The 18,260-nt window shown below is 36.3% G+C and carries 16 protein-coding genes and 1 pseudogene; 8 read left to right on the top strand and 9 right to left on the bottom strand.

All coding sequences use genetic code 11. From position 1 onward, the window contains the following. Positions 1 to 28 precede the first annotated feature (28 nt). The 3 genes from ndk to smpB all read right to left on the bottom strand — a co-directional run bounded on the left by ndk (position 29) and on the right by smpB (position 1,511). Entirely contained in the window at positions 29 to 454 is a 426-nt protein-coding gene (gene ndk / locus HUE58_RS01380) for a nucleoside-diphosphate kinase (RefSeq protein ID WP_174605302.1), read from the bottom strand. Positions 455 to 549: 95 nt separating this feature from the next. Beyond that, positions 550 to 825: an HU family DNA-binding protein gene (locus tag HUE58_RS01375; RefSeq protein WP_174605301.1), complete on the bottom strand. Its 276-nt coding sequence runs from the start codon at positions 823 to 825 to the stop codon at positions 550 to 552. Between the two features lie 200 nt (positions 826 to 1,025). Beyond that, a complete protein-coding gene (gene smpB, locus HUE58_RS01370) occupies positions 1,026 to 1,511 on the bottom strand; it encodes an SsrA-binding protein SmpB (protein ID WP_174605300.1) in 486 nt (161 codons plus the stop codon). Between the two features lie 13 nt (positions 1,512 to 1,524). Here smpB and HUE58_RS01365 point away from each other — a divergent pair, with 13 nt between their 5' ends. Together HUE58_RS01365 and HUE58_RS07285 are read left to right on the top strand one after the other, a co-directional pair. Continuing rightward, positions 1,525 to 1,956 carry a type II toxin-antitoxin system RatA family toxin gene (locus HUE58_RS01365; protein ID WP_174605299.1) on the top strand — a complete coding sequence of 144 codons (432 nt, stop codon included), beginning with the start codon at positions 1,525 to 1,527 and terminating at the stop codon, positions 1,954 to 1,956. 9 nt (positions 1,957 to 1,965) lie between these two features. Then, positions 1,966 to 2,350 (top strand): annotated as a pseudogene (locus HUE58_RS07285) (pseudouridine synthase family protein). A gap of 532 nt (positions 2,351 to 2,882) precedes the next feature. Here HUE58_RS07285 and rnhA read toward each other — a convergent pair. Both rnhA and HUE58_RS01355 read right to left on the bottom strand, forming a co-directional pair. Continuing rightward, positions 2,883 to 3,323, bottom strand: coding sequence for a ribonuclease HI (gene rnhA, locus HUE58_RS01360; protein WP_174605298.1), 441 nt, complete (start codon positions 3,321 to 3,323; stop codon positions 2,883 to 2,885). Further along, on the bottom strand, positions 3,316 to 5,088 hold the full coding sequence (locus tag HUE58_RS01355) for an N-acetylglutaminylglutamine amidotransferase (RefSeq protein ID WP_174605297.1): 1,773 nt from the start codon (positions 5,086 to 5,088) through the stop codon (positions 3,316 to 3,318). Before HUE58_RS01355 ends, rnhA begins: the two co-directional genes overlap by 8 nt. Before the next feature lie 54 nt (positions 5,089 to 5,142). On the opposite strand from HUE58_RS01355, the gene leuC reads away from it, so the two are divergent. Genes leuC through ruvA form a run of 3 tightly spaced genes read left to right on the top strand, consistent with a single transcriptional unit; the run spans position 5,143 to position 7,732 of the window. Next, entirely contained in the window at positions 5,143 to 6,543 is a 1,401-nt protein-coding gene (gene leuC / locus HUE58_RS01350; RefSeq protein ID WP_174605296.1) for a 3-isopropylmalate dehydratase large subunit, read from the top strand. Next, the gene (gene leuD / locus HUE58_RS01345; RefSeq protein ID WP_174605295.1) at positions 6,543 to 7,157 is read left to right on the top strand and encodes a 3-isopropylmalate dehydratase small subunit; all 615 of its coding nucleotides are present in this window, start codon (positions 6,543 to 6,545) and stop codon (positions 7,155 to 7,157) included. Before leuC ends, leuD begins: the two co-directional genes overlap by 1 nt. Next, the gene (gene ruvA, locus HUE58_RS01340) at positions 7,154 to 7,732 is read left to right on the top strand and encodes a Holliday junction branch migration protein RuvA (protein ID WP_174605294.1); all 579 of its coding nucleotides are present in this window, start codon (positions 7,154 to 7,156) and stop codon (positions 7,730 to 7,732) included. Before leuD ends, ruvA begins: the two co-directional genes overlap by 4 nt. Before the next feature lie 47 nt (positions 7,733 to 7,779). Here the strand turns inward: ruvA and HUE58_RS01335 are convergent, their stop codons facing one another. From HUE58_RS01335 to typA, 4 genes are all read right to left on the bottom strand, one after another. Continuing rightward, positions 7,780 to 8,052, bottom strand: a complete 273-nt coding sequence (locus tag HUE58_RS01335; protein ID WP_174605293.1) for a hypothetical protein — start codon at positions 8,050 to 8,052, stop codon at positions 7,780 to 7,782. 438 nt (positions 8,053 to 8,490) lie between these two features. Then, on the bottom strand, positions 8,491 to 8,640 hold the full coding sequence (locus HUE58_RS01330) for a hypothetical protein (RefSeq protein ID WP_174605292.1): 150 nt from the start codon (positions 8,638 to 8,640) through the stop codon (positions 8,491 to 8,493). Between the two features lie 905 nt (positions 8,641 to 9,545). Beyond that, the gene (locus tag HUE58_RS01325) at positions 9,546 to 12,581 is read right to left on the bottom strand and encodes an efflux RND transporter permease subunit (protein ID WP_174605291.1); all 3,036 of its coding nucleotides are present in this window, start codon (positions 12,579 to 12,581) and stop codon (positions 9,546 to 9,548) included. A 77-nt stretch (positions 12,582 to 12,658) separates the two neighbouring features. Beyond that, positions 12,659 to 14,476 carry a translational GTPase TypA gene (gene typA, locus HUE58_RS01320; RefSeq protein WP_174605290.1) on the bottom strand — a complete coding sequence of 606 codons (1,818 nt, stop codon included), beginning with the start codon at positions 14,474 to 14,476 and terminating at the stop codon, positions 12,659 to 12,661. 70 nt (positions 14,477 to 14,546) lie between these two features. Here typA and rlmE point away from each other — a divergent pair, with 70 nt between their 5' ends. Genes rlmE through dinG form a run of 3 tightly spaced genes read left to right on the top strand, consistent with a single transcriptional unit; the run spans position 14,547 to position 18,260 of the window. Continuing rightward, positions 14,547 to 15,170, top strand: a complete 624-nt coding sequence (gene rlmE / locus HUE58_RS01315; RefSeq protein ID WP_174606207.1) for a 23S rRNA (uridine(2552)-2'-O)-methyltransferase RlmE — start codon at positions 14,547 to 14,549, stop codon at positions 15,168 to 15,170. Positions 15,171 to 15,229: 59 nt separating this feature from the next. Then, positions 15,230 to 16,201 carry a polyprenyl synthetase family protein gene (locus HUE58_RS01310; RefSeq protein WP_174605289.1) on the top strand — a complete coding sequence of 324 codons (972 nt, stop codon included), beginning with the start codon at positions 15,230 to 15,232 and terminating at the stop codon, positions 16,199 to 16,201. A 46-nt stretch (positions 16,202 to 16,247) separates the two neighbouring features. Further along, positions 16,248 to 18,260, top strand: a complete 2,013-nt coding sequence (gene dinG / locus HUE58_RS01305) for an ATP-dependent DNA helicase DinG (RefSeq protein WP_246260828.1) — start codon at positions 16,248 to 16,250, stop codon at positions 18,258 to 18,260.

The following is an 18,260-nucleotide window of genomic DNA, read 5'->3' as shown; positions in this document are numbered from 1 at the left end:
TGTTTAATGCAAGGAAAGTGTATTAGTACTAACGAGTTCTTGGGCATACACCATCTTTACCAAAGAAATACTCGATTTCAATAGCTGCATTTTCTAAAGAATCAGAGCCATGTACTGTATTTTCGTCTAAAGACTTTGCGAAATCAGCACGAATAGTTCCGACATCAGCCTCTTTAGGATTGGTAGCGCCCATAATTTCACGATACCTAGTAACGGCATTCTCACCCTCTAAAACCTGAACCATTACTGGGCCAGACGTCATAAATTCAACCAACTCACCATAAAATGGACGATTCTTATGCACTGCATAAAAACCACCTACCAAATCATTATCAAGATGAATCATTTTGCTGGCAACAATTTTAAAACCAGCTTCTTCAAAACGAGAATAAATTTGACCGATTACGTTTTTTGCAACCGCATCTGGCTTGATAATTGATAAAGTACGTTCCATAAAATCTCCACTAATCGTAAATAAAGCGAGTATTCTACCAAATTTCAGACATAAAAAAAGCACCTAAAAGTGCTTTTTAGAACTGATTAATAAGTTTATTTATTAATCGCCTCCTTTAATGCTTTGCCTGCTTTAAAAGCAGCCACTTTTGATGCTTTGATTTGAATCGTTGCACCTGTTTGTGGATTACGACCTGTGCGTGCTGCACGGCCTCTAACAATAAAACTACCAAAGCCAGTAAGCTGTACACCATCACTGCTAGTCATAGCTCTAGTAATAGCATCTGTTGTTGCATTTAATGCACGAGAGGCATCTGCTTTAGATAGGTTTGCCACTGATGCAATTGCATCAATTAACCCTGATTTATTCATTTTTTTCTCCTCGAGAAATTAATTTGTAAAGTACCAAATACTATAAGGTTGATCATTAAAGGAGGTAGAGAATGAAAAGCAAATAAAAACTATCTATTACCAACCTCCAACATTCAGCCTATTTAATTATAAAGATATTTTTCTTAGTAAATTACAAATTTACTAAGAAAATAAATAATCACCAATCAAAGCTAAAATCTTTATTTATTTGTCTCTTTTAGCGCTCTTTGTTTATCTCTTTGCCAATCTCTTGACTTAATGTCTTGGCGTTTGTCATGAGATTTTTTACCCTTGGCCACGCCAATTTCTAATTTCACCTTGCCTCTAACCCAATAAAGCTTAAGCGGTACAACAGTGGCACCTTTTTGGTTAATTTTATCCTTAATACGATTAATTTCTAAACGATTAAGTAATAATTTGCGAGTACGAGTAGAATCAGCATTGACATGTGTTGATGCGCTTTTAAGTGGTGAAACATGCGCACCAAACAAAAACAATTCATTATTTTTTAAAATAACGTAACTTTCTTTGATTTGGGCTTTAGAGTCTCGCAAACTTTTTACTTCCCAGCCCTCTAAACTTAAACCAGCTTCCAGGGTTTGTTCGATAAAATAGTCACGTCTTGCCTTTTTATTAAGCGCAATGGTGTTTGAACTTGTTTTTATTTTTTTATTTTTTTTAGCCATTATTTTTTTAGCCATGCATCATATTTCTAATAATGCCATTGTTGCCTATTCTTGTAAACAAATGTATCAATTGGTTAATCAGGTTAATCAATATCCTCAATTTCTTAATTGGTGCTCAGATGCTTCTATTTTAAAGCAATCTGATGATAAAATCATAGCCTCAGTTAAGATTAATAAAGGGATTTTTAATCAAATTTTTACAACAATCAACACCTTAACTCCCCATCAAAAAATTGATATGCAACTTAAGGAAGGGCCATTTAAACATCTAAGTGGTGCTTGGATATTCACAAAACTAAGTAGCAGTGCCTGCAAAATTGAACTCAACTTGGAATTTAGCTTTTCATCAAAATTAGTCGACATTACCATATCGCCCATTTTTACCTCAATTGCTAATTCTCAACTGGATGCATTCATAGCAAGAGCTAAACAAGTCTATGCTTAAAACTTATCTATTTATAAGCCATTTGGAATTTTATGCCAATTTAGTGGTGAAAGGTCACACCTTGTTTGATTATATTGCCATTAAAGATACTTTACCCTGCTGGACGGCTAGATAAGGACTCAGAAAGTTTAATTATATTGACTGATGACGGAAAATTACAAGATAAAATTTCCAAGTCAAAATTATCAACCAGCCAGATTGGCTATGGAATCCTACACCACCTATACGCATACGCAAAAATATCCCCAACTCTTAGTTTGAGTTAACCATCACCGAAGGTAAAAATCGTCAAATTAGGCGTATGACAGGTTTTCCAACTTTACGGTTAATTAAATCTAAAATTGGAGATTGGCAATTGGGTGATATAAAATTGGAGGCTTATAAACGTCTTTGAGCTGGCCTGCTAAGCGTTAATGAGTACAAAAATTGATGAAAAAATCAATTTGGTAAATAGGCTAAATGATTCTAAAAACAATCAAACTTTAAAGCCATGGTAGAAATTTTAGACATTATTTTTGCTGATGAGATTAATCATGTAAAAATTGGCAATTATTGGTTTCACGCCCTCTGACAACAACGTTTTTTAGACCCGCCAATTGGTTAAAAACACATTGGCAATCAACTTAGAGGGCCTTTTAATATTGAAGCCAGAAAGCTTGCTAATTTTTCTCAGCAAGAATTGGATTATTTACAATCTTAAACAAGCCAAGTACTAACTTGATGATTGTCTTCTTTATCATCGCAAGAATCTTTTACATCAGTAAAAGCATTAAAACTTAAGAAAAATCCGAACAATATAACTAATTTCCTCACACTCAATCTCCTGTTTGAATAATCAAGAATTACCGTTTATAGCATCACTATTTTTGATTGCAAGTTTCTTTGAGACTATTTAAATATTATAATTATTAATTAAATATTTCAACTCAATTACTAATTTTATCCATGGCTAAATTTGCCAGTGCATCCGCCATGTCATTGCCTTTGTCGCCACTATGACCCTTGACCCAATGCCAAACAACATTGTGCTGATTGTTAAGCACATCTAAGCGCTGCCATAAGTCTATATTTTTAACTGGTTTTTTATTGGCAGTTTTCCAACTTCTAGCCTTCCAGTTTTTAATCCACTCACTAATACCTGTCATCACATATTTAGAATCGGTAAATAAATCAATCGCAATGTTGCTAGATTTAATTGCTTCTAATGCTTTAATAGCAGCAATAAGTTCCATTCGATTATTGGTGGTATCACGTTCTGCGCCTTGAAGTTTTTTATCATGCTCGCCATATCTAAGCCATACACCCCAACCGCCAATACCAGGGTTACCACGACAGCCACCATCTGTATAAATGATTATTTTATTCATCAATATTTATTTGTAGCCAATATTCCAATAATACCAAATGCCATAAACGCGAACCATTGAGTGCAGTCATATAGTTTCGCGGCTTGTTAATTACTTTATCAATAAATACCTGATTAAACACACCACGATTGACACATTTACTTGAAGTTAGTACGTCTGACATAAAGTCTAAAAATTCACCACGTATGTATTTAAGTGCTGGCATTGGAAAATAGCTTTTTTGACGGTCAATCACACTATCGGGCAACAAACCTCTGGCAATTTGTTTAAGGGGGTGTTTTCCTTTATTGAGCATTTTTAAGCTTGGCGGCATGCTCAAAGCATGCTCTACCAACTTATAATCCATAAATGGTACACGCGCTTCTAAGCCCCAAGCCATGGTCATGTTGTCCACTCTTTTCACAGGGTCGTCTACCACTAAACGAGTAATATCAGTGCGAAATACTTTATCCATAAACGTATCTGCACTTGCCTTAGTAAATTCGTGATGAAGCCAAGTTTCGGTATGATTACCGCTGTGATATTGCTGATTAACCGTTTGCAAATACTCTTTATACGATCTGTCTACATAATGTTTAGTAAAACGTTCAATCTCGGAACCTGTCTGCGCTTGCATACGCTCATACCAAAAATAACCTGCAAAAGCCTCATCTGCACCTTGACCAGAAAGCACCACTTTAATATGTTTAGATACTTGTTCAGATAATAAATAAAATGCTACTGCATCTTGAGCCACCATTGGCTCACTCATGTTTGCAACTGCTTCGCCAAGGCGTGGTAGTACTTGTGAATTACTAATGACATATTTTTCATGCTGGGTTTTAAACTGGGCAACAATTTGATCAGAATATTCAAATTCAGACCCAACTTCATCATCAATATCTTCAAAACCAATTGAAAATGTACGTATATCTTTATGCTCCGCTTCTCTAAGTAATGCGACTAAAAGTGATGAATCTAGCCCACCAGAAAGCAACACACCAATTGGCACATCTGCAGCATTCATTCGTTTTAAAATACTCTTTGTTAAGAGTTCATACGTGCACTGAATAAATTGCTCATCCGTCAATGCCTTTTTTGGGCGCACGGCCTTTGGCTGCCAATAAGTTTTTTCAACAACTTTGCCCTTAGCACTAATGGTTAATGTGGTTGCTGGTTTGATTTTATTCACACCATTAATAATCGTATTAGGTGCTGGTACAACACCATGCAATGAAAGTTGTTGCTGCAGAGCGATAGGATTAATGCTTTTATCTATGCCTTGCGTTACCAGCGCCTGCATATTAGAAGCAAAACTAAATGCTTTGTCTGTTAGATTAAAATAAAGTGGCTTAATCCCCATTCGGTCGCGAGCAACAAACAATTGATTTTGAGCTTTATTCCAGATACAAAAAGCAAACATACCATCTAAATGCATGACACAATCCTCACCCCAATGATGATAAGCTTTGATAATAACCTCAGTGTCAGAATGCGAGAAAAATTGATAACCTTGCTGGATTAAATCTTGGCGCAAAGCTTGATAATTATAAATCGTGCCATTGAAAACCAAAACCAGACCAAGATTTTTATCAATCATTGGTTGGTGAGCATGATTAGACAAATCAATAATAGCAAGTCTTTGATGCCCAAAACCAATACTATTATCAACCCAGAGGCCACTAGAATCAGGACCACGACGCGCAATTTTTTGCATCATTCTCTTGAGTCCATCATCACTCACCACTTGAGTATCAAATCTTAACTGCCCACAGAGTCCACACATAAAGTTTAATAAAAATGTAAAATGAGTTATTTTATCAAGTATTACGTATCAATAATGGCTCAAACACTCTATGACAAACTAATGGATGCACATGTTATACGTGAAAACGGCTCAATGATGCTTATTTATATTGACAGGCAGCTTATTCACGAAGTAACCTCGCCTCAAGCATTTGAAGGCTTGGCAATAGCAGGTAGAAAACCTTGGCGCACAAGTGCCAACTTAGCAGTACCTGATCATAACGTACCTACAACCAATCGTTCATCAGGTGTTAGCGGTATTAGCGATGCTATTTCAAAGTTACAAATTGAAACCTTAGACAAAAACTGCGAAACTTTTGGTATTGATGAAATATCTATGAATGACATTCGCCAAGGCATTGTGCATGTCATTGCTCCTGAACAAGGAGCTACTCTGCCAGGCATGAGCATTGTCTGCGGCGATTCACACACCTCAACCCACGGCGCACTAGGTATGCTAGCATTTGGTATTGGTACCAGCGAGGTTGAACACGTTTTAGCCACAGGTTGTTTGTGGCAATCTAAATCTAAAAATTTTAACATTGAAGTTAATGGCAAACTTAACAAACACGTCAGTGCAAAAGACATTGCGCTTTACGTTATTGGTCAAATCGGCACTGCAGGTGGCACAGGCTATGCGATTGAATTTAGTGGCTACACCATTCAAAATTTATCCATTGAAGGTCGTATGACCTTATGCAATATGGCAATTGAAGCAGGTGCACGTGTAGGCATGGTTGCTGTTGATGATAAAACCATTGACTATGTCAAAGGCCGCCCACTGGCACCTTCAGGTGTTAAATGGAACAAAGCAATAGAATATTGGCGCACACTACATTCTGATAAAGGCGCACACTTTGATAAAATCGTACATTTTGATGCACAAGACATTAAGTCTCAAGTTACTTGGGGTACGTCTCCAGAAATGGTGGTGGCAATTGATGGATATGTGCCCAACCCTGCTAATGCCAAAAATCAAACTGAGAAAGTTAGTTGGGAAAATGCACTTAATTACATTCAACTCACTTCTGATACAAAAATATCAGACATTAAAATCGACAAAATCTTTATTGGCTCATGTACCAACTCACGAATTGAAGACTTGCGTATTGCAGCCAGTGTTTTAGAAGATAAAAAAATGGCCAGCAATATCAAACTTGCCTTAGTCGTACCTGGCTCAGGATTGATTAGAAAACAAGCCGAAGAAGAAGGGCTGGATAAAATTTTTATCAATGCAGGTTTTGAGTGGCGTGAAGCGGGCTGCTCAATGTGTCTGGCTATGAATGCTGACAAACTAGAAGTAGGAGAGAGATGCGCAAGCACCTCAAATCGTAACTTTGAAGGTCGTCAAGGTCAGGGTTCGTTTACTCACTTAGTCAGCCCTGCTATTGCAGCTGCAAGTGCCATTGCTGGCCATTTCTCAGAGATCGAATAATGCAAAAATTTAGCACATTTACTTCAATAGCCGTACCACTTAAACGTGCTAATGTTGATACTGATGCAATTATCCCCAAACAGTTTTTAAAATCTATTAAACGCTCTGGCTTTGGTATTAATTTATTTGATGAGTGGCGTTACCTAGACCATGGTGAAGTTGGCATGGACAATTCTAAACGTCCGCTTAATATGGATTTTATATTGAATCAGGCAAAATACCAAGGCGCAAAAATACTACTGGCACAGGAGAATTTTGGCTGTGGTTCAAGCCGTGAACATGCACCTTGGGCATTAGAAGATTATGGTTTTAAAGCAATTATTACCCCTAGTTTTGCAGATATTTTTTATAACAATTGTTTTAAAAATGGTATTTTACCTATTATACAAGATAGTAGCGTTATGGATGAATTATTTACTTCAAGCGATGAAATTACAATTAATCTTGATGCTCAAAGTATCTATGCGAATAGTAAAACTTATCTCTTTGAAATAGACGTAGAACGAAAAAGACGTTTAATCAATGGTCTTGATGATATTAGCTTAACCTTGCAGTATACGGATGATATTAAAGCTTTTGAGAAAGACTATTTTAATAAATACAATTGGTTATGATTGGTAAACTCACAGGCATCATTTTAGAAAAAAATCCACCTGAAATCTTGCTTGAAGTGGGCGACATTGGCTATGAAATTCTATGTCCAATGTCAAGTTTTTATGCAATGGGTGAGGAGAAGCAACTCTCGTTATACATCCACTTATCAATTAAAGAAGATGCGCATACCCTGTACGGCTTTATCTCTAAAGATGAAAAAAACTTATTTAGAGAACTGACTAGAGTAAATGGTATTGGTCCTAAAGTAGCACTGGCTATTTTGTCTCACCTTGATATTGTCTCACTAATGAATGCTGTTGCTAATGAAGATGATGTTTTACTGGCCAAAGCCCCGGGCATTGGTAAAAAAACAGCACAAAAACTCATTGTAGAACTTAAAGACCGTTTAGAAAAATTAGAATTAAGTAGTCAAAATCATCGAAACATTAATACAAATCCCAATATTAAGCAAGCATCGGCCGCTTTACAAGCACTTGGGTTTAAGTCCAAAGAATCTAAAAGGATGTTGGCTATTATCAATGACAAAACACTCTCCACTGAAGACATTATCCGCCTAGCACTTAAAAATAAATAATTTTATTGATTGTTATCAGTCACACCAACCGGCCTCCTAAGCTAATTCTATTCTTGCATATCAATCTCATCTTCAGTATCACCATAACCAGAAGCGGCTTGGCAGTGTAGTGTCTGGAAAGTACTATTTCGTAGCCAGTGGTTTTTATTAGCATCTAGAACAATTCTAATTACATTGGTGATACCAGTAACATTAACGTCATTCATGAACGCCACAAAAATCATTATAATCAGTTTTGGTGTGGCGCAATTAGTCATATCTGTTAAAAACCAATTATCGCTTTTGTAAGTATTTGGATAATGAACCCTTTCCTCTGCCATTGGCTAATAAACAGCGCCATCTTTGATTATTTTATAATCATAATAATCTTGATATATACGATACTTACTTTCCGGATTCTTCATTGATCGATAAGACTTATCTGCGAAACCAATGAGCCAATTATTTGTTTTCGTAGAGCATTTTCTATAGCAACACCCAGCATTTAACGCACCTGATTCACGCGAATATATTAAATTAGAGTTCCTGCTAGTAATGACATGTCCCCACTCATGAGCAGCAACATTAACAATTGAAGATAGGCTTTTATCATATCCTTTAGTAGGTATAGCAGGTGTGTAATAAATACTATTGTCAGAGTAAGAAGTATTAAACTGAGAAACCTGGGTTAGGGTCAGTCTCAAGATGAAGAAACAGGTAGTCAGTAACAGCCACCATAGAAGCACCTTGATTGTTATAACTAGTTCAACCCTAAAGTATTAAACCACAATAGAATTTGTATGTGCATCAACCCCTGATTGGTCTAAATCTTCGGCCAACTCGGCACTATGTCTAGTAAATTTATGCTTCCCTAGTCCAATAGATTTTAAGGTTTGTATATTTGAGTTTGTTTTAGAAGCATCTAACATTCATGAACTAATAATGTGAAGGTCAAGATAATAATACCGCTCTCCTAACAGTTTGACTGTCAATGTAATATTACCACTATCATTACTTTGTGTAATGAATCTTGCAAAGTTTCCATCATCTTCAACAACTTTTTGTATGCTACCCTTTCCACTCAGGGACAGCTGACAACAAGACACTTCAAAACAGCTACTTCTCTGCATTTCAATTTCAAAAAACTCTGTACCAACAGTAGATAAAGTAGAATTCTAGGGTTCGTCTGTAGACAATTGATTAAATCCAATAATATTATTTTTATCACTATCAATCGTATCTTACATATATTGTGTTGCTATACTCATATCAACGAGCGTTTTTCCTGTACTAATCTCATCAATTACTTCTTTCACTACTACTATTACCAGAGGACAATATAAGAAAAATAACAACTAATAACCCCATTTTATACATTTAATATTTAATTGTTTGAATAATAATTTCAGTCCTTGATAAGCCAAGCTAAATCGAAAATTCTGATTGCCAAAATCGTCTGTGTTAGATTTGATAAAAATTAAATCAACCCTACTTTTTATATCAAGTTCTGTTTTATACTAGCAAATAACTTCTACACTAAAAACCCATTGATATCTTAAGCATAAATATGTTATTCAATATTAGAAACAAAAGAGTGCCGCCTCTTATGGATAACAAGATATTACTGTCATGGAATACGTTAATGGTTCGTAGTTTGCTTAAAGTGGTGTGCAGTATTTGATGAAATTGCATCCATCTCTACCAAGAGCCCTCCTCTCCCTGGCATTATTTTCATAAACGATTTAAAAAGGCAGTAGCATACACAAAGCGCTGATTAAGCAAATAAAATACTACTTGAGAACAAAACTTATTGACTAAATTTTAACAGTTTGCCCTAAAGTTTTTTTACCCAGCTGATAAACTTATGGTTAATTAAATACAAACAAGGCAATAGAATAAGTGTCATTAATGTGCCAAACAACAAGCCATAGCCAAGTGAAAGCGCCATAGGTTGTAAAATAAAGTCAGTGCCACCAATGCCATAAGCAAGTGGCATTACCCCTGCTAAAGTTGTTAATGTTGTTAACACAACAGCGCGCAATCGGTCTTTTGCACCTTGAGCAATCCACTCGTAAACACTCATGGTAGATGCAAACTTTGCCTTTAAATAATTCAAATGGGCCACCATCACTAAAGAATCGTTCACAATAACCCCCACTAATGCCAGTGTACCTAATATTGCAAAAAAGCTAAGCGTCTCCCCATGAAGAAAAAAGGCCCAAATAACACCAATAATAGAAAAAGGCACAGCAATTAGGACCAGTATTGGCTGTGAATAAGAATTAAATAACAAGGTTAGTAATAAAAATATGGCAAGAATTGCCATGAAAAATGCCTTTTTAAAGCTATCCATTGATTTTTTTGTATCTTTATCGCCACCCTCACTAGTCACTCTAATTGTAGGATAATTGTTAGCTAAATCTAGACGCTTGAGTGCTTGACTAATAACTACACCAGAAGTTGTTATCTCATCATCAACACTACCGCTAAGTACGGCTGAGCGCTGCCCATTAAAATGATTAAAATTTGGCTCCCCCTTAATTTTTTGCAACGAAACAAATTGTTTAAGCGGTATGGGACGACCTTGGCGATTATTAACTTTTAGTAATGCTAAAAAATCCTCTGACTGTTTATCACTACCCAGATAAATTCTAAAATCAACGTCATCATCACCATAGCGCACGTTAGTGACATTAATGCCTGTAAAAGCTGCCTTTAAATAATCATTAACCACTAAAAAATCAACATCGAATCTGGCCATTTTTTCAAAATCAATCACCACCTCAATACGTGTTTTACCTGCTTCATCATCTCGCTCAATGTTGTCTATACCATCAATACTTAATAATATTTTTTCTAAAGTATCAGCAGCATTCTGACGCTGAATATTGTCACTACCTACCAAATTAATCTCTACATCTTCGCCTTGTGTTGGACCTGGCCTACCTATTGAAAACTTTAATTTTTGTGCAGTTTTTATGTTCTTAACGCGTGCTTTTAACTGGGCAAGTAAGACTTTAGGTGTTTGCACTCTTGTACTAGATGGTACCAGTTCAATAGTAAACTTAGCTACATGAGTAAAATAATGGCCAACATTATTGGTTAATGAGTCTAAATCCTCACCCACAACTTCTATAATCATTTCCTCTACTTGTTTGGAAATAAACTCTGTACGCTCTAAGGAGGTGCCAATAGGCATTTGCAATCTTCCGCTAATACTGTCTGCTCCCACTGCAGGAAATTGCACATACTTCATTTGAGTTTTAGCAAAATATAAAGTGCCTATCAGAACAAGACTAAAAATAACAACAACACCGTAACGCCATTTCAATACTTTTGTTAAAAAACCTTCAAACCAATCTTCAATACATGTAAACCATGTCTTGCCTTTGGTTTTTTCATCACTACTGGCAAGGTGTGCTGGCAATGCTAAACTAACTTCTAAAAAAGAAAGAGTTAAAGCAAAAATAACCACTAAAGGAATGACGTAGATAAATTTACCCATCGTACCACCCATTAAAAACATCGAAGAAAAAGCTAAGATTGTGGTCAAAATTGTCGTTATTACAGGTAAAATTACACGCTTAAATCCGCGCACAGCAGATTGATGTCTGTCTTTTCCTAATTGTTTGTAATGATCTATACTCTCTGCCACCACAATACTATCATCCACCACAATGCCAAGCACTAGAATCATCGCAGCTAGTGAAACAAGATTAATGGTTTCACCTGTTGCGCCTAATAAAGCCACTGTGCCCAAAAGAGATATTGGCAAGCTAATTGATACCCAAAAAGCTGTTTTAAATGATAAAAATAAACCCAATATAACCAATACCAAAAATAAGCCAATTAAGCCATTATTAGTTACGATATTAAGCCGATTACGAACATGTTTAGACTCATCTGATGAATAAAAAACTTGCAGACTGGTTGGATATTTAGCCCTTAAATTCAACATTTTTTCTTTAACCAAATCAACCGTGGTAATTACATCGGCATGCTCTTGTTTACGAATTCTCAGAATAAAACCTTTAGTGCCATTCACGCGAGTAATAGAAGTCTCCTCCTTGTTTCCATCAACAATGGTTGCAACATCTTTTAGGCGAATAATAGGCCCATCAAATGTTGATTTAATAATCACATCACCTACAGCTTGAATCTCATCAAACTTAGCCAAAACAACAATGGTTTTTTCATTAATATCATCATGATTACTACCAACAGCGTAGCGTTTATTGCGCTTTTTAATCGCTTCAATTATTTGAGGTAAGGACAGCTTATGTTGGTACAGGCTATCAGGATTAACCCTAATTTGAATTTCACGGTCAAGAAAACCTTCTTTAACAACTTTCGACACACCTTCAACCAGTGCTAAAGAATCAGCCATATCATCAGTAACATCTCTCAATGCTTGATAAGACAAGTCACCACTACTGATGTTAATTTTTAAAATACTTTTGAGTGAATTTTTCTGATCAATTACCCAAGGTAAATCATCCACTTCTTTAGGTAATGATTTAATACGATTAACTGCATTCCTAATTTTTTGCTTTAACGATTCAATATCACTAATGTCTTGAGAAAGTGTAACAATAATGCTAGATTTTCCCTCTTTAGAGGTTGAGCTAAATTTATCAATCCCTGAAATACTTTTCAGTTCGTCTTCAATTGGGTTGGTAACATTCTGTTCGACATCTTCAGGAGAGGCGCCAGGATAGGTGGTTACAATACTCATCTCTTCAAAATCTACCGCTGGGAATTTATCTCTTTGAATACCGCTTAATGTCAAAAGACCAAGGGCAATAATAGAAACCGTAAAGACCAGTGCTAGCTTTTTTTGCTTAACAAAAAAAATAAGAATGTTGTCCATAAACCTTTAATCAAAAAAACATAGCAGCAGTATACCATTAGCACTGGTGTTGATAACAAGCAAGCAAAAGCTACCTTTTATTTAGATTTTACGCGCACCCTTTTGCGTTCATTCTCTGTTAATAAACGCTTGCGAATACGGATATTATGGGGCGTTACTTCTACCAATTCATTATCATCAATAAATTCTAACGCTTGTTCTAAATCAAGCTTAATGGTAGGTGTTAGTGATACAGCTTCGTCAGTACCTGATGCACGTACATTGGTCAATTGCTTACCCTTTATAACATTAATCACTAAATCTTTATCACGTGTATGAATGCCAACTACCATGCCTTCGTAAATATCGGTGTTGTGCTTTACAAAAAATTTACCACTTTTTTGTAAGTTAAAAATGGCATAAGCAACTGCTTGCCCTTGGTTCATTGAAATCAAAGAGCCATTAGAACGCTGACCAATTTTCCCTTGTTTTTGAGGTTTATAAGCATCAAAGGTTGAATTCATCAGGCCTGTGCCTGTCGTTACTGTTAAAAATTCTGTTCTAAAGCCAATCAAACCACGTGCAGGAATATTAAAGCCCAGCTTTACTCTGCCATTACCATCTGGCATTATCTTAGTTAGCTCAGCCTTACGTTCGCCTAACTTTTCCATCACAGTGCCTTGATGTTGAGTCTCTACATCAACACTTAAATCTTCAAATGGCTCGCAAATCACACCATCAATTTCTCTTAAGATGACTTGTGGACGCCCTACTGCCAACTCAAAGCCCTCTCTGCGCATGGTTTCAATTAAAATTGACAGATGTAATTCACCACGACCTGAAACAATAAATTCAGATGGATCGGTTGTGTTTTCAACCCGAAGTGCAACATTGTAAATGAGTTCTTTATCTAAGCGGTCACGAATATTTCGTGAGGTGATAAACTTACCATCTTGCCCAGCAAATGGGGAGTCATTCACGCGAAATGCCATAGAAACGGTTGGCTCGTCTACACGCAAAAGCGGCAACGCCTCAATGACCCCAGGATCGCAAATTGTATCTGAAATTGAAATACCTTCGATGCCAGTAATGGCAATAATATTACCTGCTTGTGCACTGTCTGTATCAATCTTTTCTAAACCAAGAAAACTTTGAAGGTTTGCAATTTTAGCTTTGCGTTCATTGGCTTGTGTGTCAATCACCACAACTTGCATATTTTTCTTAATTGTACCACGTGTAATGCGACCAATAGCAATTGCCCCAATAAATGAGGAATAATCAAGTGCAGTGACTTGCATTTGTAAAGGCGCATCAATATCAACTTCCGGCGCTTTAACGTGTTTTATAATGGTTTCAAACATGGGTGTCATATCACCTGAACGTACATCATCTTCTAATGAGGCATAGCCATTAATACTTGAAGCGTAAATAATTGGGAAATCTAATTGCTCGTCAGTTGCACCCAGTTGGTCAAATAAATCAAACATTTGGTCAATTACCCAATCGGGGCGTGCTGCATCTTTGTCAATTTTATTAATCACTACAATTGGGTTTAAGCCCTGGTCAAAGGCTTTTTTCGTTACAAAGCGTGTTTGTGGCATTGGGCCTTCTTGTGCATCTACAAGCAAAAGCACACTATCAACCATAGACAGTACACGCTCTACTTCACCACCAAAATCAGCATGGCCTGGCGTGTCTACAATATTGATATGATAATCATGCCATTTAATCGCAGTATTTTTACTAGAAATAGTAATGCCACGCTCCTTCTCAAGATCATTTGAATCCATCATTCGATCAGTTGATTCAAAGCGCTCATCAAACGTTTGCGATTGTTCAAGCAATTTATCAACCAAAGTTGTCTTACCGTGGTCAACGTGGGCAATAATGGCAATGTTTCTTAATTTAGTGTTCATGCAGGATAGGTCAATGCAAAAAAAACATCATTATCCCGTAAAATACCCTCCAATATTAGGAATTATTGATATGGCAAAAAAGGGCAGTTCAGGGCGTTGGATGAGTGAACATCTAAGCGATGGGTTTGTTAAAAAGGCACAAAAGGCAGGCTATCGTTCTCGCGCCGTTTACAAACTTATAGAAATGATTGACAAAGATAAATTTATCAAATCGGGGGATAAAGTGTTTGATCTCGGTGCTGCCCCTGGTGGCTGGAGCCAAGTGGCAATAAAAACTGTGGGCAAATCTGGTCAAGTTATTGCTAGTGATATATTGGATATAAAGCCCATTGATGGGGTTGATTTTTTACGTGGTGACTTCACTAAAGATAGTGTTTATAAAGCGCTTTTAGATATCACTATGAGTAAAAAAATTGATGTTGTTTTAAGCGATATGGCACCTAATATGAGCGGCCAACTCTCAGTTGACATCCCTAAATCTATGTATTTATGTGAACTGGCACTGGATATGGCAATTAAAACCTTAACACCTTCAGGCTATTTCTTTGTCAAAGTCTTTCAAGGAGATGGGTTTGACGAGTTCGTTAAGTCGTGTCGATCTTCTTTTTCTTCTGTTACCATCCGAAAACCAAAAGCCTCAAGAGCAAGGTCTAAAGAGGTGTATTTGCTTGCAAATAAATTAAATCCAATCTGAGGTGATACAAGTATTGGTTTTTTTAATAACCCATACCACTCACGTGTAAAATAACTGCCATGAAAAGTTTAAGCGATATTCAATCCCTCTTAAAATTAGATTTACAAAGAACAGACGAAATACTCATTAATCGTTTAAGTTCAAATGTTGCTTTGATTAATCAAATGAGTCATCATATTATTCACGCTGGTGGCAAACGCTTACGTCCACTGCTGTTATTACTTTGTGCGCGTGCAACTGAATATCAAGGTACATACCACTACCTTATGGCAGTAGTGATAGAGTTAATTCACACTGCCACTTTATTGCATGATGATATTGTTGATGAGTCTATAATGCGCCGAGGAAAAGACACCGTTAATGAAGTTTGGGGCAATGCACCCAGTGTTTTAGTGGGTGATTTTTTGTATTCTCGCGCATTTGAAATGATAGTTGAGTCTAATTCAATGTCCATTATGCGTATTCTTTCTAAAACCACTAATAGTATTGCTGAAGGTGAAGTATTACAATTATTAAATTGCCAAAATACTGAGTTGACTGAAGCTGAATATTACGCAGTGATTGAGCGAAAAACGGCATGTTTATTCCAGGCAGCTACTCAAATTGGGGGGCTACTATCAGGTGTTGATAAAGCCCAAGAATCTGCATTAAAAGACTATGGCTTACATCTTGGTAACGCTTTCCAGATTATGGACGATGTGCTTGATTATGAGTCAAATGCAAAAATCATAGGTAAGGAAGTGGGTGATGATTTAAGTGAGGGGAAAGCCACATTACCTATGATTTATGCACTTTCCCATACTTTCGGTGATGATAGGAAACTTTTAGAAGACTCTATTAACCAAGCAGATAATTCCAAAATAGCACAAGTGATTAAAATTCTACAATCTGTCAAAGCCTTTAACTATACTCGCAATCAAGCACACAAATCAACCCAACTTGCCAAGCAATCGCTCAAGCTGATACCTGACTCAGATTATAAAGACGCATTGATTTTATTGTGCAATCTTTCCTTACAACGCCAGTCATAAAATCATGCTTTCAAATAAGTTAAAAGCTCAAATCCGCCAATCATTTATGAGCTTAAAAAAAGACATGGATGGCTTTAAAGTACGCCAAGCACAAAACAAAATGATTGCTGAAATCTCTAAAACTTTATCAGGAGAATACAAAGGCAACAATATTCTATGTGTTGAAGCGCCCACAGGTACAGGGAAAACGTTTGCTTACTTACTTGGCAGTATTCCTATCGTTAAAGCCAACAAAAAAAAACTGATTATCTCTAGTGCTAATGTTGCCTTGCAAGAACAATTACTTTTTAAAGACATGCCACAAGCACAAAAATATTGTTGCGTTGATTTTGAGTATGCCTTGGTTAAGGGGCGTTCGCGTTACGTTTGTGTTCGTAATTTAATTAACGTGTGTGAAGATAACACGAGTGATAATTCTTTATTTAAATCAATGTCACTATTTGACAATCCACCAGAAAAATATCAATTAGAACAACTCAGTGAGATGCTAAATGATTACTCAACTAAGAAATGGAATGGAGAAATCGATGATTTGATGCACGCGCCAGATCATTCTATTTGGCAAAAAATAGCTTGCAATCGTTTTACTTGCACAACAAAAAGCTGTGAGTTTTATCAAGACTGCGCTTTTTTTAAAGCCAGACGGCAAATTACCAAAGCAGATGTCATTATCGCTAATCATGATTTGGTTTTGGCTGACCTTAGCACAGGAAATACTATGCTACCTGATGTTAGCGAATCAATCTTTATCTTTGATGAAGCGCACCACTTAAATTCAAAGGCATTGTTGTGCTTTTCATTAACCACTAGCACTGAGTTTATCAAAACCAGCGTTAGACAAACCAAAGCAGTTAGTGAGCAATTATGCAAAATTAGCAAACAAGATGTGCCTAATATTAACATCAAACAAATTGATGATTATCTGACTGATTTAATTCGACTGTTAAAACAACTAGGATTTAATAACAATATTTATTTGTTTAGCCAGGGTGTTGTTGATGAATCTATCAAACAGATAAGTGAAAATATTCTAACACTTATTGGCACTGTTCAAACCAAGTTCACACTTTTAAAAGAATCTTGGAGCAACTATTTAAAAATAACAATCATAGACAAAAGCATCAGTGATTCTATTAGTAATGCAGCTGCTGAATGTGAACAGCATTTACTTAGTATTATTACTTTGTTTTCATCTTTCTTGCAAAAAGATGAGCCAAATAAAGCGCCATATTCACGCTGGGTCGAAAAAAGTACACTCGCAAATAAAAAAACCAGCTACTTGCTTAATAGCGCGCAAACCGATGTTTCAAAAAATCTAGACCAGCTTATTTGGTCAAAAATTTCAGGTGCCATTCTTACTTCAGCCACGCTAACATCACTCGGTAGTTTTGAGCGCTTAAACAAACAATTAGGACTACTAAAAGATGAAAACCAATATTTATGCCTACCCTCACCCTTTGTGTTTAACCAAGTAGATTTCATCATTGCCAAACTTAAAGCCAGTCCAGCTCAAGTGTATGAGCACACACAAGAAGTAGCATCACAACTACTTAAACGGCTTGATAGCAATGAAGGTTCATTGGTACTATTTGCCTCTAATAAACAAATGCAAATAGTGGTAGATTTGGTAGAAAAAAAGCTAGATTGTACTTTATTTGTTCAAAGCGAATATTCCAAAAAGCATATTTTAGAAAAACACATTGGTTTGCGCAAACAAGGCAAGGGCAGTGTTATTTTTGGGCTGGATAGTTTTGCTGAAGGAGTGGATTTAAAAGGTGATAACCTTACCCATGTTGTCATTGCCAAATTGCGTTTTAGTGTACCTACTTCACCCATTGATAAAACATTAGCTACTTATCTTAAATCACAAAATAGAAATCCTTTTATGGAAATATCTCTACCCGATGCATCACTTAAACTCATTCAAGCTTGTGGTCGCTTGATTCGCACAGAAACTGATACAGGAAAAATCACCATTTTTGACAATCGCTTGGTTTCTAAATTTTATGGCAAACAACTACTAAACGCCTTACCAAACTACAATATTATAGTAGAGTAA

It is taken from the genome of Candidatus Ruthia endofausta, from assembly GCF_013342985.1.
Taxonomy (GTDB): domain Bacteria; phylum Pseudomonadota; class Gammaproteobacteria; order PS1; family Pseudothioglobaceae; genus Ruthia; species Ruthia endofausta.
The sequence above is the reverse complement of the archived record's forward strand: the minus strand, read 5'-3'. Positions and strand labels throughout refer to the sequence as shown.

Excerpts from the sequence above, each read along its gene's own strand:
- ndk (WP_174605302.1), bottom strand. The coding sequence starts at position 454 with ATGGAACGTACTTTATCAATTATCAAGCCAGATGCGGTTGCAAAAAAC.
- HUE58_RS01375 (WP_174605301.1), bottom strand. The coding sequence starts at position 825 with ATGAATAAATCAGGGTTAATTGATGCAATTGCATCAGTGGCAAACCTA.
- smpB (WP_174605300.1), bottom strand. The coding sequence starts at position 1,511 with ATGGCTAAAAAAAATAAAAAAATAAAAACAAGTTCAAACACCATTGCG.
- HUE58_RS01365 (WP_174605299.1), top strand. The coding sequence starts at position 1,525 with ATGCATCATATTTCTAATAATGCCATTGTTGCCTATTCTTGTAAACAA.
- rnhA (WP_174605298.1), bottom strand. The coding sequence starts at position 3,323 with ATGAATAAAATAATCATTTATACAGATGGTGGCTGTCGTGGTAACCCT.
- HUE58_RS01355 (WP_174605297.1), bottom strand. The coding sequence starts at position 5,088 with ATGTGTGGACTCTGTGGGCAGTTAAGATTTGATACTCAAGTGGTGAGT.
- leuC (WP_174605296.1), top strand. The coding sequence starts at position 5,143 with ATGGCTCAAACACTCTATGACAAACTAATGGATGCACATGTTATACGT.
- leuD (WP_174605295.1), top strand. The coding sequence starts at position 6,543 with ATGCAAAAATTTAGCACATTTACTTCAATAGCCGTACCACTTAAACGT.
- ruvA (WP_174605294.1), top strand. The coding sequence starts at position 7,154 with ATGATTGGTAAACTCACAGGCATCATTTTAGAAAAAAATCCACCTGAA.
- HUE58_RS01335 (WP_174605293.1), bottom strand. The coding sequence starts at position 8,052 with ATGGCAGAGGAAAGGGTTCATTATCCAAATACTTACAAAAGCGATAAT.
- HUE58_RS01330 (WP_174605292.1), bottom strand. The coding sequence starts at position 8,640 with ATGTTAGATGCTTCTAAAACAAACTCAAATATACAAACCTTAAAATCT.
- HUE58_RS01325 (WP_174605291.1), bottom strand. The coding sequence starts at position 12,581 with ATGGACAACATTCTTATTTTTTTTGTTAAGCAAAAAAAGCTAGCACTG.
- typA (WP_174605290.1), bottom strand. The coding sequence starts at position 14,476 with ATGAACACTAAATTAAGAAACATTGCCATTATTGCCCACGTTGACCAC.
- rlmE (WP_174606207.1), top strand. The coding sequence starts at position 14,547 with ATGGCAAAAAAGGGCAGTTCAGGGCGTTGGATGAGTGAACATCTAAGC.
- HUE58_RS01310 (WP_174605289.1), top strand. The coding sequence starts at position 15,230 with ATGAAAAGTTTAAGCGATATTCAATCCCTCTTAAAATTAGATTTACAA.
- dinG (WP_246260828.1), top strand. The coding sequence starts at position 16,248 with ATGAGCTTAAAAAAAGACATGGATGGCTTTAAAGTACGCCAAGCACAA.